Origin of the sequence: Streptomyces sp. RKAG337 (genome assembly GCF_023701715.1) — a bacterium.
In the GTDB taxonomy this organism is placed as follows: domain Bacteria; phylum Actinomycetota; class Actinomycetes; order Streptomycetales; family Streptomycetaceae; genus Actinacidiphila.
In genome coordinates, this window is sequence record NZ_JAJOZA010000001.1 from 1529656 (window position 1) to 1545186 (window position 15531).

Below are 15531 nucleotides of genomic sequence, written 5' to 3' on the forward strand. Positions count from 1 at the left end.
TGTCGAGCACTGTCTGCCCGCGCTCCCGCCCTGCCGTCCGGGCGTCACGTATCTGAGGGAGCGCGTCACTCTCCCGAAGGATCCGCATGTCTGATCTGGTCATCCGTCCGCTCGTCGCGGACGAAACACCGCTGTTCCACTCCCTCACCGATCCCGGCCTCGTCGGCCGTGTCGTCCTCGGCGAGCCGTACCGCATGGCCGCCGACGGCGGCGAGTACCGCCCCGAATGGACCTGGGTCGCGCTGCGCGACGGTGTCGTCGTGGCCCGTGCCGCCTGGTGGGCGGGCCCGGACGACGAGCAGCCGAAGGCGCTCGACTGGTTCGACTTCGCCGACGGCGAGACCGAGGCCGCCGTCCAACTGCTCAGGACCGCCCCGCTGTACGGCGAGTTCAGCCTGCTGCTGCCGCCCGGCTGGCGCGACCGGCCGGAGCTGGTGGCCGCCGCCCGCTCCCGGATCGACGCGGTCACCGCGGCCGGGCTGCAACAGCTCGTCGAGCGCTACCGCTACACCTGGACCATCGCCGACCCGCTCCCGGCGCGCACCGGCCGCCTCGAGTACCGGCCGGTGACCGAGGACGCGGTGATCCTGGACGTGCTGCTCCGCATCCAGCAGGACACCTTGGACGCGCACGACCGTGCGGAGATCGAGAAGAACGGCCACGAGGCCGCCGCCCGGGAGGCGCTGGAGTTCCTCGACTGGTTCCCGTCACCGCGCGACTGGTGGCGGCTGGCCTACACCCCCGGCGGTGAGCTCGCGGGCATCCACATCCCGGCCCGCAATCCGGCGAACTGGGTCATCGGCTACCTCGGCGTGCTGCCGGAACAGCGCGGCCGCGGGTACGCCTACGACCTGCTCGTCGAGTGCACCCACGACCTGGTGGAGCGGGGCGCGGAGCGGATCGCGGCCGCCACCGACCAGGGCAACTTCCCGATGGCGGCGAACTTCGCGAAGGCGGGCTACCCGGTCTCCCAGGAGCGGATCGACTTCGTCTGATCCGTCCGCCGCGCCATGGTCCCCGTGACGGGGCGCGCCGTGCCGGGTGGCCGGGCCCTGATGCCCGGCCGCCCGCCGGACACTAGGGTGCGAAGGTCCGCGAAGGCCGAAGAACGTCCCCGAGGGACCGATCCGAGGAGCCGCCAGTGCTGTTCGAGGTGTGGGCGCCGAACGCGGCGCGCGTCGACGTGCTGACCGGGGACCGCACCCGTCCCCTGGCGCCGGATCCGGCCCGCGGCGGCTGGTGGCGTACCGAGGCGCCGGCGGGCCCGGACGGCCGCTATGCGTACGTCCTCGACGGCGGCCCGCCGCTGCCCGACCCGCGCTCGCGCCGCCAGCCGGACGGCCCGGACGGCGCGAGCGCCGTCGTGGACCATGACGCGTTCGACTGGACGCTGCCGTGGGACGGCCGCCCGCTGCCGGGCGCGGTGCTGTACGAGCTGCACGTCGGCACGTTCACCCGTGAGGGCACCTTCGACGCCGCGATCGGGCACCTGCCGCATCTGGCGGAGCTGGGCGTCACCCATGTGGAGCTGATGCCCGTCTGCCCGTTCCCCGGCACCCACGGCTGGGGCTACGAGGGTGTCTCGCTGTGGGCCGTGCACGAGCCCTACGGGGGGCCCGACGGGCTCAAGCGGTTCGTGGACGCGGCGCACGCGCACGGCCTCGGGGTGGTCCTGGACGTGGTCCACAACCATCTCGGCCCGTCCGGGAACCATCTCCCGCCGTTCGGCCCGTACTTCACCGACCGGCACCACACCCCGTGGGGCGACGCCGTCAACCTCGACGCGCCGGGTTCCGACGAGGTGCGCGCGTTCCTCATCGGCAGCGCGCTGGCCTGGCTGCGCGACTACCACCTCGACGGGCTGCGGCTGGACGCCGTGCACGCGCTCGTCGACACGCGGGCGCTGCACTTCCTGGAGGAGCTGTCGGCGGCGGTCGACGCGCTGTCGGACTCGCTCGGCCGCCCGCTGTTCCTGATCGCCGAGTCCGACGTCAACGACCCGCGCACCACCACCCCCGCGAGGCCGGCGGGCTCGGTCTGACCGCGCAGTGGAACGACGATCTCCACCACTGTCTGCACACCGCGCTGACCGGTGAATCCCAGGGCTACTACGCCGACTTCGCGCGCGAGCCGCTCACCGCGCTCGCCAAGACGCTGACCCGCATCTTCTTCCACGACGGCAGCTACTCGTCCTTCCGCGGCCGCCGCCACGGCCGGCCGGTGGACCGTGCGACGACCCCGGCCCACCGTTTCCTCGGCTACTCGCAGACCCATGACCAGATCGGCAACCGCGCCACCGGCGACCGGCTCACCCCGGAGCAGCTGGCCCTCGCCGCCGCGGTCGTCCTCACCTCGCCCTTCACCCCGATGCTCTTCATGGGCGAGGAGTGGGGCGCGGCCACGCCCTGGCAGTTCTTCACCGATCACGACGACCCGGACCTCGCCGCGGCGATCACGCGGGGCCGCCGCCGGGAGTTCGCCGGGCACGGCTGGGCCGCCGAGGACATCCCGGACCCGCAGGACCCCGCCACCCGCCAGCGGTCCTGCCTCGACTGGTCGGAGCCCGACCGCGATCCGCACGCCCGGCTGCTCGGCTGGTACCGCGAACTGATCGCGCTGCGGCAGGCCGAGCCGGAGCTGTCCGGCGCCGGGCTGCTGACGCCCCCGCCCGACATCGGCATCGCCGGGGAGGTGCTCACCGTGCGCCGCGGGCGCTTCCTGACCGCGGTGAACTTCTCGGACGGTCCGGCGGCCGTCCCGCTCACCGGCCCGTTCGCCGCCGAGCCCGCGGGGACCGCGGTCGCCGCGGCCTGGCCCCCTGCGAGCCGCCCGGCCCGGACGGCGTGCTGCACCTGGCCGCCCGCGCGGCCGTGGTGCTGCGCAGTACGGTGGACGGGTGACCGAGTGCTACGCCGACCCCGGCGAACCCGAAGCGGCCCCCGCCCCGCCCCTCACACAGGACGGGCCGCGCGCCGCCTGCGTGCTGTGCGGCAAGCCGACGGAGTATCCGGCCTCGCTGCCCGGCCTGACGATGTGCCCGGTCTGCGAATGGCAGGAGGCGCAGCGCACCGCCTGTTCCGGCTAGGTCCGCACCGGACTCGCGGTCAGGATTCGAGCAGCCGCGCCCGGCACTCCTCGACGTCGAAATCGCCCTTCGGGTAGGCCGGGTCCATCAGCTCCAGGTGTTCCAGCAGCAGCTTGCTGATCGCCCAGTTCCGGTACCATTTGCGGTCCGCGGGGACCAGGTACCAGGGCGCGGCGTCGGTGGAGCACTTCTGCAACGCGACCTCGTACGCCTGCTGGTAGTCGGGCCACAGGGCCCGTTCCTCGATGTCACCTACGTTGAACTTCCAGTGCTTCTCCGGGTTGTCGAGCCGCTCCAGCAGCCGGTCGCGCTGCTCGTCGTGGCCGATGTGCAGGAAGACCTTCACGATGGTGGCGCCGTCGTCGACGAGCGACTGCTCGAACGCGTTGATCGTCCGGTAGCGCTTGGACCAGGTGGCGCGCGGCACCAGGTTCCGGACCCGGACGATCAGCACGTCCTCGTAGTGCGAGCGGTCGAAGATGCCGACCTCGCCGGGGCGCGGCAGCGCCCGGCGGATCCGCCAGAGGAAGGGGTGCTGCTGCTCCTCGTGCGTCGGCGCCTTGAAGGCGCGCATCCGCAGCCCTGACGGGTTGAACTGGCCGACGACGTGCTTGACCGTGCCGCCCTTGCCGGAGGTGTCCATGCCCTGCAGCACCAGCAGCAGGGCGCGCGGGTCGCCCGCCGTGCTCTGCGCGAAGAGCCGTTCCTGCAGTTCGGCCAGGCGTACGCCCATCTCCGCGGTCTCGGCCAGCGCCTGCTTCTTGCCGGACGGCCCGCCGGGGGTGCCGGAGGAGTCGTGCGCCTTCAGCCGGACCGGGCCACCGCCCGGTGTCACCCGCAGCAGCGAGCGGAGGTCGGCGACGGGGGCGTCCACGTCGTCCCGCGTCCCGCCCTTGCCGCTCTTCCGGTCCGGTTCGTCCTTGCCGTGCTTGCCGGCCTTGTCACTCTTTCCGGCCTTGTCGCTCTTGCCGTCCTTCGCCATGCCTCGATCCTGCGACGGATCAGGCGGTGGCGCCAGCGCCGGGGAGCTGCTTCGCGTCACGGGCGAGCGCGGTGAGCCGCGATATGGCCCGGAAGTACTTCTTGCGGTAGCCGCCGGCCAGCATCTCCTCGCTGAAGATCTGGTCGAACGGGGTGCCGGAGGCCATCACGGGCACCTCGCGGTCGTACAGCCGGTCGGCGAGCACCACCAGCCGCAGCGCCGTGGCCTGGTCGGTCACCGGTTGCACGGCCCGCAGGAAGACAGCGTCGACGCCGTCGCACAGCGCTCCGTAGCGGCTGGGGTGGACCCGCGCCAGGTGGTCGAGGAGCGGGCCGAAGTCGTCGAGCGAGGCTCCCGGCTTACGGTCCGCCGCCTCGGTGACCTGCCGGTCGGAGTAGGGCGACGGGGCCTCGGGCAGTCCGCGGTGCCGGTAGTCCTGGCCGTCGATGCGCAGCGGGAGGAAGCGGGAGGACAGCCCCTGGATCTCCCGCATGAAGTCGGAGGCGGCGAAGCGGCCCTCGCCGAGCTTGCCCGGCAGCGTGTTCGACGTCGCGGCGAGCTTCACGCCCGCGTCGGCGAGCTTGCCGAGCAGGGAGGACACCAGCACGGTGTCGCCCGGGTCGTCCAGCTCGAACTCGTCGATGCAGACCAGCCGGTGGCCGCTCAGGGCCTGTACCGCCTGCTGGAAGCCGAGCGCCCCGACGAGGTTGGTGAGCTCCACGAACGTGCCGAACGCCTTCAGCTCGCGCGGCGCGGGGGCCGCGTGCCAGAGCGAGGCGAGCAGGTGGGTCTTGCCGACGCCGTACCCGCCGTCGAGGTAGACCCCGCCGGGCCCGGCCGGGGCCTGGGACTCGCGCCGGAACCAGCGCTTCCTGCCGCCGTTGACCGCCGTCGCCCCGCCGAGGGTCGCCGCGAAGCCGCTGAGCGCCTTCACCGCGTCCGTCTGGCTGGGCTGATCGGGGTCCGGGAGGTAGTTGTCGAACCGGACGGTGTCGAAGCGCGGCGGCGGCACCATTTCGGCGACCAGCCGGTCCGCGGGTACCTGGGGCATCCGGCCGCACAGGGTCGCCGGGCCTCCGGCGACGGGGGCGGAACCGGCGGTCTGGGCGAGGGCGGAGACAGGGGTTGACACAACCATTCAGCCTAGTCCCTCCGGCACGCAGTGCCACGGCAGTGTGGCGGACCCCACTCCCGGCTTCGGGCGGCCGGCCGGGCCGGTCCCGCCCGGCGTCCGGAGAGCGGCCGGCCGGGCCGGTGCCCGTTCGGAGCGGGCCGATCATCGCCCTGGAAAGGGCCGCGTGCCAGACTGCGGGGCATGCGCCGCCTGTTTCCCGTGCCCAGTGCCCGTCCCGCCCCCAGCGCCGGCGAGAGCCCCGCCGCGCCCGGGTCCCGGCACCCGAGGGACTCCCCGGGCTCCCCGGCTGCTCCGGACGCCGCGGACCCGCTGGACTCGCTCGACGGGCTGGCCGACGCGTATGCCTATCCGGACCGGGCCGGAGGCCCGTGGCTGCGGGCGAACATGGTGGCGTCCCTGGACGGCGCCGCCTGGCATGACGGGAAGTCCCAGGGGTTGTCCTCGGCGGCCGACCTGCGGGTGTTCGGCACACTGCGGGCGCTGGCCGACGTGGTGGTCGTCGGCGCGGAGACGGTCCGGCAGGAGGGCTACCGGCCGGCGAAGGCGCGGGAGGCGTTCGCGGAACGGCGGGCGGCCGCCGGCCAGTCGCCGGCGCCGGTGATCGCCGTCGTCAGCGCGAGCCTGGACCTGGACTTCTCGCTGCCGCTGTTCACCGCGCCGCTGATCCCGACGCTGATCCTGACCGGCGCCACCGCGCCCCCGAGCGGGTGGCGGCTGCCACGAAGGCCGGCGCGCACGTCGTCACGGCGGGCGACGGGGCCGGCGCCGATCCGGTGCGGGCGGTCCGCGAACTGGCGGAGCTGGGGCTCACCAGGCTGCTGCACGAGGGCGGTCCGCGGTTGTTGGCACAGTTCACCGCTGCCGGGGTAGTCGACGAGCTGTGTCTGACCATCGCTCCACTCCTGACCGCGGGGGATGCCCCGCGGATCATGAACGGCCCCGGAGTCACCGTGCCGGAACGTTTCTCCCCCACCTCGATCCTCGAAGAGGACGGTTTCCTGTTCACCCGTTACACCCGCGGCTGACAATCTGCGGAATATGTCGTTCCGTTTGCTGTCGTGCGGGAACACTTACACCGCGTGCCCCGTACGGAGTCGGGGCAGGATGGTTTCTGTGCCGGCCCGGTGGCCCACGAGAAAGAAGGACGCGTCCGTGTTCACGACCGTACTCATGATCGAGAAGCCGCTCGCCCCCGCCGATGTGGAGCTCGTGACCACACTCCACGGCGACGAGCCCGTCTCCTTCGTCGTACTCATGCAGCCGCGCGGCGACCAGGACCGGCTTCTGCGGGCCGTGGACGATGTCGCCCTCGGCTACCTGGACGACGCCGCCAAGGAAAACGAGGTACCCGAGGGGCAGGAGGCCACGCTTCCGGCCGAGCGGGCCCTGAGCCACTCGCTGGCCTCGCTGCGCGCCGCCGGCGTGGAGGCGATCGGCGAGGTGGTCGAGGACCACCCGCTGGACCTGCTGAAGTCGGTGGTCGAGCAGACCCATGCCGACGAGGTGATCGTGCTGACCGCGCCGCACTTCGTGGAGGAGTTCTTCCACCGCGACTGGACGTCGCGGGCGCGGCACAAGGTGGGGGTCCCGGTCCTGAAGCTCTTCGCTCAGCACGACTGAGAACCGACCACGACGGAGAATCGGCGGAACAGCGCGACCCCGGCCGGGAACGGCCGGGGTCGCGCTGCTGTCAGGGCCGGCCGGCAGGCGTCGGAACCGCGGCCAGCCGGCCGTCCGTCATGTCCAGGAGGCGGTCGGCGCGGGCCATCAGGGCGCGGTCGTGGGTGACCATGACGGTCGCCGTGCCGTGCTCGGCGGTGACACGGGCCAGCAGGTCGACGATCCGCGCGCCGCGTTCGTGGTCGAGGGCCGAGGTCGGTTCATCGACCAGCAGGACCGCCGGGCGGCCGAAGAGCGCGCGGGCGATGTTCACCCGCTGGCGCTCCCCACCGGACAGCTGGTGCGGCCGCCGGGCGCGCTTCGCCGCGTCGAGGCCGACCGAGTCGAGCAGCGCCCCGGCCCGCTCCCGGGCCGCCCGCACCGGCCGGCCGCGCAGGTGCTCGACGACGAGCAGCTGCTCCAGCGCGGTCAGCGAACCGAGCAGGTTCGACTGCTGGAAGACGATGCCGATGTGCTCGCGGCGCAGCGCGGTGCGCTCCTTGTCGGTCAGCCGCGTGGTGTCCCGGCCGGCCACGACGACCTGTCCGGAGTCGGGCCGCAGCAGGGTCGCGGCCACCGCCAGGAGGCTGGACTTGCCGGAGCCCGACGGCCCGGCCACCGCCAGCAGTTCACCCGCCGCGACCTCCAGGGACACGGCGTCGAGCGCGGTCAGCCGGCGGTCCCCGTCCGGATAGGTGAGCCGGACGGAGTCGAGCGAGAGGACGGTCATCGGTTGGCTCCCAGCGCGGTCAGCGGGTCGACGGAGGTGATGCGGGCGATCGCGAGGGCCGAACCGGCCAGGCCGAGCAGCACCATGACGGCGACGGGCACGGCGACGGTGGCCGGGCCGACCGCGAACGGCACCGCCGAGGCGGCGACCGCGCCTCCCCCGGCCCCGATCGCACCGCCGAGCAGCGCCCCGCCGCCGAGCACCGCCAGCGCCTGCGCGAGCGCGTCGCGCACCAGATAGCCGCTGCTCGCGCCGATCGCCTTGAGCACCGCCACGTCGGGCTTGCGCTGCACCGTCCAGACCGTGAAGAACGCGCCGGTCACCAGGGCGCTCACCGCGAACAGGAACACCTGGATCATCTGCAGGCTGAGGTGCTCGGCCTGGTAGCCGTCGATTCCCACGAGCGCGTCGCCGCGCGCGACGGTCCTGGTCCCCCGCGCCGCGTCGGCCGCTCCCAGGTCCGCCCCTGACCGGCGGACGGCGAGCACGGTGGGCTGCCGCTGGCCGCTGATCCGCTGCCAGGTGGCGAGGGTGGTCCAGACGGTCGCGGCGTGCCCGTACGAGCGGGTGGCGGTGATCCCCGACACCGTGACCTTCTCGGTGCCGAGCCCGAGCGTCCCGCCGGGGCCGACGCCGTAGGTGTCCGCGACCGACCGGCTCACCGCGACCTGGCCGTCGCGCGGGGCGCTGCCGGAGAGCAGCGGCGGCAGCAGGTCCGCCGCGCCGCCGAAGAGGCTCACCGAGCCCGCCGCGGTGGCCCCCGCGGCCCGGGTCATCGCGACGCCGAGCGGTTCGGCGGAGCCGACGCCGGGGGTGCCGGCCCAGGCCGCGGCCTGGGCGGCGCTGATCGTGCTGCTGCTGAACGACACCTCGGCGGCGGCTCCGGCCGGGGCGCCGAACACGATGTCGGTCACGGGCAGCTCGTCGACGGCGGACGAGGCGTCGCGGCCGAGCCCGCCCGTCAGGCCGTAGAGGAACACGACGAGCGTGGTGATGAGCGTGACGACCACGCCCATGAGGGCGAACCGCCCCTTGGCGAATCTGATGTCACGGAGTGCGACGAACACCTTCTGGACCCTCCTGGGTCGGACTGCTCGGTTCGGCCGGGTCGTCCGGCTGCGCCTTCTCCCGGCTCTTCCTCAAGGCTGTCCGGCCGGGCCGCCGCTGCCATCAGGGAGAGGAGCGGTACCGGAATCCATCGAAAGGTTGATGCCGCGCCGCCGCCGGGGCCGTCCGGCTCCCCGTACCCTCGGTAGATGTGAGCAACTCCGGCATATCCCTGTCCCCGGGCCGGCCCACCGGCTCCCGTACGCCCGAGGACACCCCCGCACTGCGCCTGATGCGCGCCGCCCTGCACGGCACCTTCTTCGTGCTGCTCGCCGTGGCGCTCGGCCCCGTCGCGTTCGGCGGCGGGCCGGCCGCGCTGCTGGTGCCGGGCCTGCTGCTCGGGCTGGTCTACGGCGCGGGCGTGCTGCGCGAGCGCCGGGACCCCTCGCGGTCCTGGGTGCTGGGCTGGCTCGCCGCCGTCACCGCCCTGTGGATCGGACTGCTGCTCGCCGACCGGGACTTCAGCTACGTCGTCTTCCCGCTGTTCTTCCTGTATCTGCACGTGCTGCCGCCGCGCTGGTCGCTGCCGGCCGTCGGCGCCGCGACCGCGCTGATCGTCGTCGCGCAGTCGCACGGGCCGGACGGTCTCACCGCCGCGAAGGTCATCGGACCGTCCGCGGGCGCGGCCGTCGCCGTGCTCACCGCGTTCGGGTACGCGGCGCTGTACCGCGAGAGCAGGCAGCGCCAGCGGCTGATCGACGACCTGACGAGGACGCGGGACGAACTGGCGGCCTCCCAGCGCGAGGCCGGCCGGCTCGCCGAGCGGCAGCGGCTCGCCCGGGAGATCCACGACACGCTGGCGCAAGGGCTGTCCAGCATCGTGCTGCTGGCCCGTGCCGCGGACAGCGCGCTGCTGCCCGGCGGCGCGGGCGCCGGCACGGCGAGCGAACGGATCCAGGAGGCAGGACGCACGGCGTCGGAGAACCTCGCCGAGGCCCGCCGCTTCGTGCAGGACCTCACGCCGCCCGCCCTCCAGGACGCCGCGCTGCCGGAGGCGCTGCGCCGCATCACGGCCGGTTTCGGCTCCGGCCCGCAGGCGTCCGCGCAGCCCGCTCCAGAAATCGTCTTCCGGCTGGACGGCGATCCGTACCCGCTGCCCATCGAGGCGGAGGTCGCCCTGCTGCGGCTCACCCAGGAGGCGCTGGCCAACGTCGCCCGGCACGCGCGGGCCCGCAACGCCGCCGTGACGCTGGTCTTCCTCGACGGCCAGGTGACGCTGGACGTGTACGACGACGGGGTCGGCTTCACCCCGCAGGACCCCGGCGGCCGGCCCGCGGCCGGTGAGCGCGTCTCCTTCGGCCTGCACGGCATGCGCGAGCGCATCGCCGGGCTCGGCGGCACGCTGACCGTCGAGTCCGCGCCGGGCGAGGGCACGGCGGTCGCGGCGGCCCTTCCGGTGCCCGCGGCCGACGCGGTCGTTCCGGCACCGGACGCACGGCCGGCACTGGTCGCGGTGCCGAGGTGATCCGGATCCTGATCGTCGACGACCACCCCGTCGTACGGCGCGGGCTGCGCGCCATGGTCGACGACCTGCCGGAGCTGGCGGCGGTCGGCGAGGCCGCCGACGGCGCCGAGGCGTTGCGGCTGCTGGCCGGCGGGACCGTACCGCGTCCTGACGTGGTCCTCATGGATCTGCAGATGGGCACCGGCATGCACGGGGTGGAGGCCACCCGGCGGATCACCGCGCTGCCGGACCCGCCGGCCGTCCTCATCCTGACCACGTACAGCACCGACGCCGACATCCTGGCGGCCGTCGAGGCCGGCGCCACCGGCTATCTGCTCAAGGACGCGCCTCCGGAGGAGGTCGCCGCCGCCGTCCGCTGCGCCGCGCGGGGCGAGACGGTGCTGGCCCCGCCGGTCGCCGCCCGGCTGCTGGGCAGGGTCAGGTCGGGGCGGCCCACGCTGTCGCCGCGGGAGGCGGAGATCCTGCAGCTGCTCGCCGAGGGGCTGGCCAACAAGCAGATCTCCCGCCGGCTCTTCATCAGCGAGGCCACCGTCAAGACGCATCTGGTGCACATCTACGACAAACTCGACGTCGACAGCCGCACCGGCGCCATCGCGGCGGGGCTGAGCAGCGGGCTGATCCGGGCCTCCTGAAATGTGGCATCGGTGCTACTGACAACGCTGCGCCGAGCCAGTAGAGGAAAGTGCGAGAATCGGGACCGCAGGCAAGCCGTTCGAGACGTCCCGGGAGATCCACGTATGAGCCCCACCATTCCCTCCACGATGGACCGACCGCACTTCATCGGCATCGGCGGAGCCGGAATGTCGGGGATCGCCAAGATCCTCGCGCAGCGCGGCGCCACGGTCGCGGGCAGCGACGCGAAGGACTCCGAGACGGCCGAGGCGCTGCGCGCCCTCGGGGTCGCGGTGCGCATCGGCCATGACGCCCGGCATCTGGCCGCCGACGCCACCTGCGTGGTCGTCTCCAGCGCCATCCGCGCGGAGAACCCGGAGCTGGCGGCGGCCGCCGAGCGCGGCATCCCGGTCGTGCACCGGTCCGACGCGCTCGCCGCGCTGATGGACGGCACCCGCCCGATCGCGGTGGCCGGCACCCACGGCAAGACCACCACCACCTCGATGCTCGCGGTCAGCCTCACCGCGCTCGGCCTCGACCCCTCGTACGCCATCGGCGGCGACCTGGACGCGCCCGGCTCCAACGCCCAGCACGGCGGCGGCGAGATCTTCGTGGCGGAGGCGGACGAAAGCGACCGCAGCTTCCACAAGTACGCCCCCGAGGTCGCGATCATCCTCAACGTGGAGCTGGACCACCACGCCAACTACGCGTCGATGGACGAGATCTACGACTCCTTCGAGACGTTCGTCGGCCGGATCCGGCCCGGCGGCACGCTCGTCATCTCCGCCGACCAGCCGGGCGCCGTCGAGCTGACCTCGCGGGTCCGCGACATCGGCGGGCTGAACATCGTCACCGTCGGGGAGTCCGAGGGCGCCGACCTGCGGATCACCAAGATCAACCAGCGGGGTCTGACGAGCGAGGTCACCGTCCTGCTCGACGGGCGGATGCTCACCTTCACCGTGTCCGTGCCCGGCCGGCACTACGCGCACAACGCGGTGGCGGCGCTCGCCGCCGGTATCGCGCTCGGCACGCCCGCGCGCAATCTCGCCTCGGCGCTCGCCAAGTACACCGGCGTCCGGCGCCGCCTGCAGCTCAAGGGCGAGGCGGCCGGCGTCCAGGTGATCGACTCCTACGCCCACCACCCCACCGAGATGACCGCCGACCTGGAGGCCATCAAGGGCGCCGTTGGGGGCCCCTCCCGGCCGGAGGTTGGGGGAGGATCGCGCGTGCTGGTGGTCTTCCAGCCGCACCTGTTCAGCCGCACCCGTGAGCTCGGCGTGGAGATGGGCCAGGCGCTGGCGCTGGCCGACGCCTCCGTGGTGCTGGACATCTACCCGGCCCGCGAGGACCCGATCCCCGGCATCACCAGCGCCCTGATCACCGACGCGGCCACCGCCGCGGGCGCCGATGTGACGACCGAGCACGACAAGGACGCGATCCCGGACGTGATCGCCGGAATGGCCAAGCCCGGCGACCTTGTTCTCACTATGGGCGCGGGCGACGTGACCGACCTCGGTCCGCTCATCCTGTCCCGCCTGGAGAGCCAGAACTGAGGAGCAACGGCATGCCGTACGAAGTCGAGAAGTCCGACGAGCAGTGGCGCGAGGAGCTGTCCCCCCAGGAGTACGCGGTCCTGCGCGAGGCCGGCACCGAACGGCCCTTCGTCGGCGAGTACACCGACACCAAGACCACCGGTGTCTACTCCTGCCGTGCCTGTAGTGCGGAGCTGTTCCGCTCGGACACGAAGTTCGAGTCGCACTGCGGCTGGCCGTCCTTCTACGACCCGGCCGACTCGGCCGCCGTCGAGCTGATCGAGGACCGCAGCATGGGCGCGGTGCGCACCGAGGTCCGCTGCGCGACGTGCGGATCCCACCTCGGCCATGTCTTCGAGGGCGAGGGCTACGGCACGCCCACCGATCAGCGCTACTGCATCAACTCGATCTCGCTGCGGCTGGCCCCGCAGGAGTGACCCCGGCCCCGCGGGAGTGACCCACCGGGAGTGATCCCGCGGGCACGGGCCGTGCATCCAGGGGGTGCGCGGCCCGGCCGATGCCGTGGTTCGGCCCAGGGCAGGCAGGCATTCAGGCACCTCACATCACGGCGCCTCGCAATGGTCACGTCAAGTCCAGCCGGCGCGGCGATGAAGTACCCATGACGACCCTGGAATCCTTCGCCACCGCCGTCCCCGACTCCTCCGCCCCTTCCATCACCCCTCCCCCCGCCTCCCCAGCCGCCGCCGGAAGCCCGCGCTACTCCGTGTCGCTGGCCCGGGACGCGGCGGACGTACGGGCCGCGCAGCGGCTGCGCCACCAGGTCTTCGCCGGTGAGATGGGAGCACTGCTCGACTCCCCGGAACCCGGCTGGGACATCGACTCCTTCGACGCCCACTGCGACCACCTGATCGTCCGCGAGGAGACCACCGGCACGGTCGTCGGCACCTACCGGCTGCTGCCGCCGGAGCGCGCCGCCGCGGCCGGGCGGCTGTACGGGGAGAGCGAGTTCGACCTCTCCCGGCACGCGGCCATCCGCGGCGACCTGGTCGAGGTCGGCCGGTCCTGCGTGCACCCCGACCACCGGGACGGAGCGGTGATCAGCCTGATGTGGGCGGGTATCGCCCGCTATCTGGTGCGCACCGGCCACAACTGGCTGGCCGGCTGCTGCTCGGTGCCGCTCGCCGACGGCGGGACGTCCGCCGCCGGGGTGTGGGACACCGTGCGGACCCGCCACCTGTCGCCCGAGGAGCACCGGGTGCGGCCGCTGCGCGCCTGGGACCCGACGGGCATCGAACGGCCGCGCCCCGGCGGCCGCAACGCCCTGCCGCCGCTGCTGCGCGGCTATCTGCGGCTGGGCGCCTGGGTCTGCGGCGAACCCGCGCACGACCCGGACTTCGGCGTCGCCGACCTGTACATCCTGCTGTCGCTGCGCCGGACCGACCCGCGCTATCTGCGGCACTTCCTCTCGCTCGCCCCCACCCAATGAGACTCCTGACGCGCCCGTCACCCGACACGGTGGCGGTTCCCCCCACGGCGCCGCCGACCGGTGTGCCGCACTGGCTGCCGAGTGCGCCCTGCACCCCCGGACACTGTCTGGCCGGGACCATCGCGACCGTCGGACGGCCACGTCAGGCGGCGCGCTGCGCGGCGGGGATCGTGGTGGTGGCCGCCGGGCTCGCCCTGGCGCCGCTGGTGCGCTGCTGCCGTCCGGCGCTGCGGGGCCGGCTCACCCGGGCCTGGGCCCGGACGGTGCCCGCCGCCTTCGGGGTGCGGGTCCGGATCCGGGTGTCCGGTGCGGTGGGCGTCCCGGCGGGCGGTGTGCTGGTGGTGGCCAACCACATCTCCTGGCTGGACATCCCGCTGGTCGCCGCCGTCCGCCCGGCCCGGATGCTCGCCAAGAGCGAGATCGCGTCCTGGCCCTTCCTGGGCGCCTTGGTGTCCCGCGGCGGCACCCTGTTCATCGAACGCGACCGGCTGCGGGCGCTGCCCGGCACCGTCGCCCGGATCGCCTCGGTGCTGCGCGCGGGCACCCCGGTCGTGGTGTTCCCGGAGGGCAGCACCTGGTGCGGACGGCGGCAGGGCCGCTTCCGGCCCGCCGTGTTCCAGGCGGCACTGGACGCGGGGGTCGCGGTGCAGCCGGTACTGATCCGGTACCGGCTCGGCGCGGGTCCGGCCACGGCGGCCGCGTTCGTCGGTGAGGACACACTGGTGGCCTCGCTGCTGCGGGTGACCGCCGCCCGCGGCCTCGTCGCCGAGGTCAGCGTGCTGCCCCCGATCCCGCCCGGTGCCCACCACGACCGCCGTTCGCTGGCACGGGCGGCCCAGCGGGCGGTGGCCGGGCCGGAGTCCGTCCCGCAGGACCGGCACGGCCCGCCCCCCGAATCCCGCCGGCGTCCGGAGGGCCGGCTCGTCAGCGGCGGGCGGTGAGCCGGCCGTCCGCGAAGCGGTGGACGCCCGCAGCACCCAGGGCCCGCCGAGGCCGTAGTGCCGGCCGACGCCCTCCAGCCTCATGTCAGTGGGAGTGCGGCGGGACGGAGGCGCCTTCGCTCGGCCGGACGATGACGAACCCGTCGCCCTGCAGCATGAGCTGCAGCGCTTCCCCGGAGCCGCCGCGCAGCATCGAGCCGAAGCTCTGCGAGCGGTGCAGGGAGGTCTGCAGGTGGGCGCTCCAGCCGACGACCGCGTCGGTGTCTATGTAGACCGGCGACTGCTGGCTGACGGGGATGATGATGGGGTTGCCCTCGCAGATCACGCCGAGCCGGCCGTAACCGGTGAAGACGCTGTTGAAGAGGCCGCCGCCGACCATCCCTGCGCCCTTCACCACCTTGATCTCATACGCGAGCGTGGTGTCGAAGCACAGCACGTTGCGGCCGTTCATCGTGATGGCGTCGCCCTGATCGAGGCTGATGATGAAGCAGTTGGCCGCCTCGTGCGCGAACCACGCCTCGCCCAGGCCGCGCACGGACATCAGGGGCAGTCCCTCTCCGGTGAAGGCGCGCTTGAGGAACTTGCCGACGCCCTGGCCCTTCACCTCGAACTGGAGGTTGCCGCGGAAGGCGATCATCGCCCCCTGGCGGGCGTAACACTCGCCGTTCACCGCGTACTTGATGGACTTGGCGTTCTCCAGGGTCATACCGGGCTCGGTGGCCGGCTTGGCCATGTTCTCGGCCGCGAAGAGGTCACTGTTCATGATCGCCATCCTGACCCGCCGACCCCTTCCCCGCCAAGGCTTTTGGCCCCATGGGCTGCACGGGAACCGGCCG

The 15531-nt window shown here is 73.4% G+C and carries 14 protein-coding genes and 2 pseudogenes; 11 read left to right on the forward strand and 5 right to left on the reverse strand.

Annotated elements, in window-relative coordinates:
* Positions 1-86 precede the first annotated feature (86 nt).
* The 3 genes and pseudogenes from LNW73_RS06750 to LNW73_RS36290 all read left to right on the forward strand — a co-directional run bounded on the left by LNW73_RS06750 (position 87) and on the right by LNW73_RS36290 (position 3085).
* Positions 87-995 (forward strand): GNAT family N-acetyltransferase, encoded by a 909-nt coding sequence (locus LNW73_RS06750; protein ID WP_250989313.1) that lies wholly within the window; start codon positions 87-89, stop codon positions 993-995.
* A gap of 146 nt (positions 996-1141) precedes the next feature.
* Positions 1142-2900 (forward strand): annotated as a pseudogene (gene treZ, locus LNW73_RS06755) (malto-oligosyltrehalose trehalohydrolase).
* Positions 2897-3085, forward strand: a complete 189-nt coding sequence (locus LNW73_RS36290; RefSeq protein WP_250978230.1) for a hypothetical protein — start codon at positions 2897-2899, stop codon at positions 3083-3085. The pseudogene treZ and the gene LNW73_RS36290 overlap by 4 nt, the downstream one beginning before the upstream one ends.
* A 19-nt stretch (positions 3086-3104) precedes the next feature.
* Here the strand turns inward: LNW73_RS36290 and LNW73_RS06765 are convergent, their stop codons facing one another.
* Together LNW73_RS06765 and zapE are read right to left on the reverse strand one after the other, a co-directional pair.
* Complete coding sequence (locus tag LNW73_RS06765) at positions 3105-4067, reverse strand: polyphosphate kinase 2 family protein (protein ID WP_250989314.1); 963 nt, start codon at positions 4065-4067, stop codon at positions 3105-3107.
* A gap of 19 nt (positions 4068-4086) precedes the next feature.
* Positions 4087-5199, reverse strand: coding sequence for a cell division protein ZapE (gene zapE / locus LNW73_RS06770; protein ID WP_374118049.1), 1113 nt, complete (start codon positions 5197-5199; stop codon positions 4087-4089).
* Between the two features lie 183 nt (positions 5200-5382).
* Here zapE and LNW73_RS06775 point away from each other — a divergent pair.
* Both LNW73_RS06775 and LNW73_RS06780 read left to right on the forward strand, forming a co-directional pair.
* Positions 5383-6227: pseudogene (locus LNW73_RS06775) on the forward strand (pyrimidine reductase family protein).
* Between the two features lie 127 nt (positions 6228-6354).
* On the forward strand, positions 6355-6822 hold the full coding sequence (locus LNW73_RS06780; RefSeq protein ID WP_250978227.1) for an indole-3-glycerol phosphate synthase: 468 nt from the start codon (positions 6355-6357) through the stop codon (positions 6820-6822).
* Between the two features lie 70 nt (positions 6823-6892).
* Here LNW73_RS06780 and LNW73_RS06785 read toward each other — a convergent pair whose 3' ends face one another.
* Complete coding sequence (locus tag LNW73_RS06785; protein ID WP_250989315.1) at positions 6893-7591, reverse strand: ABC transporter ATP-binding protein; 699 nt, start codon at positions 7589-7591, stop codon at positions 6893-6895.
* Positions 7588-8658 (reverse strand): FtsX-like permease family protein, encoded by a 1071-nt coding sequence (locus LNW73_RS06790; protein WP_250989316.1) that lies wholly within the window; start codon positions 8656-8658, stop codon positions 7588-7590. Before LNW73_RS06790 ends, LNW73_RS06785 begins: the two co-directional genes overlap by 4 nt.
* A gap of 191 nt (positions 8659-8849) precedes the next feature.
* On the opposite strand from LNW73_RS06790, the gene LNW73_RS06795 reads away from it, so the two are divergent.
* The 6 genes from LNW73_RS06795 (at position 8850) to LNW73_RS06820 (ending at position 14695) form a co-directional block, all read left to right on the forward strand.
* Positions 8850-10163, forward strand: coding sequence for a sensor histidine kinase (locus LNW73_RS06795; RefSeq protein WP_250989317.1), 1314 nt, complete (start codon positions 8850-8852; stop codon positions 10161-10163).
* Complete coding sequence (locus LNW73_RS06800; protein ID WP_250989318.1) at positions 10160-10795, forward strand: response regulator; 636 nt, start codon at positions 10160-10162, stop codon at positions 10793-10795. The genes LNW73_RS06795 and LNW73_RS06800 overlap by 4 nt, the downstream gene beginning before the upstream one ends.
* 105 nt (positions 10796-10900) lie before the next feature.
* The gene (gene murC, locus LNW73_RS06805; RefSeq protein ID WP_250989319.1) at positions 10901-12328 is read left to right on the forward strand and encodes a UDP-N-acetylmuramate--L-alanine ligase; all 1428 of its coding nucleotides are present in this window, start codon (positions 10901-10903) and stop codon (positions 12326-12328) included.
* A gap of 11 nt (positions 12329-12339) precedes the next feature.
* Positions 12340-12744, forward strand: coding sequence for a peptide-methionine (R)-S-oxide reductase MsrB (gene msrB, locus LNW73_RS06810; protein ID WP_250978221.1), 405 nt, complete (start codon positions 12340-12342; stop codon positions 12742-12744).
* 182 nt (positions 12745-12926) lie between these two features.
* The gene (locus LNW73_RS06815) at positions 12927-13754 is read left to right on the forward strand and encodes a GNAT family N-acetyltransferase (RefSeq protein WP_250989320.1); all 828 of its coding nucleotides are present in this window, start codon (positions 12927-12929) and stop codon (positions 13752-13754) included.
* Between the two features lie 62 nt (positions 13755-13816).
* Positions 13817-14695 carry a lysophospholipid acyltransferase family protein gene (locus tag LNW73_RS06820; protein ID WP_250992834.1) on the forward strand — a complete coding sequence of 293 codons (879 nt, stop codon included), beginning with the start codon at positions 13817-13819 and terminating at the stop codon, positions 14693-14695.
* An 85-nt stretch (positions 14696-14780) separates the two neighbouring features.
* Here LNW73_RS06820 and LNW73_RS06825 read toward each other — a convergent pair whose 3' ends face one another.
* Positions 14781-15458 (reverse strand): AIM24 family protein, encoded by a 678-nt coding sequence (locus LNW73_RS06825; RefSeq protein ID WP_250989321.1) that lies wholly within the window; start codon positions 15456-15458, stop codon positions 14781-14783.
* Between the last annotated feature and the right edge of the window lie 73 nt (positions 15459-15531).

What these genes read in the sequence shown, in the direction of transcription:
- LNW73_RS06750 (WP_250989313.1), top strand. Translation starts at nt 87, where the DNA reads ATGTCTGATCTGGTCATCCGTCCGCTCGTCGCGGACGAAACACCGCTG.
- LNW73_RS06825 (WP_250989321.1), bottom strand. Translation starts at nt 15,458, where the DNA reads ATGAACAGTGACCTCTTCGCGGCCGAGAACATGGCCAAGCCGGCCACC.
- LNW73_RS06785 (WP_250989315.1), bottom strand. Translation starts at nt 7,591, where the DNA reads ATGACCGTCCTCTCGCTCGACTCCGTCCGGCTCACCTATCCGGACGGG.
- msrB (WP_250978221.1), top strand. Translation starts at nt 12,340, where the DNA reads ATGCCGTACGAAGTCGAGAAGTCCGACGAGCAGTGGCGCGAGGAGCTG.
- murC (WP_250989319.1), top strand. Translation starts at nt 10,901, where the DNA reads ATGAGCCCCACCATTCCCTCCACGATGGACCGACCGCACTTCATCGGC.
- LNW73_RS06815 (WP_250989320.1), top strand. Translation starts at nt 12,927, where the DNA reads ATGACGACCCTGGAATCCTTCGCCACCGCCGTCCCCGACTCCTCCGCC.
- LNW73_RS06765 (WP_250989314.1), bottom strand. Translation starts at nt 4,067, where the DNA reads ATGGCGAAGGACGGCAAGAGCGACAAGGCCGGAAAGAGTGACAAGGCC.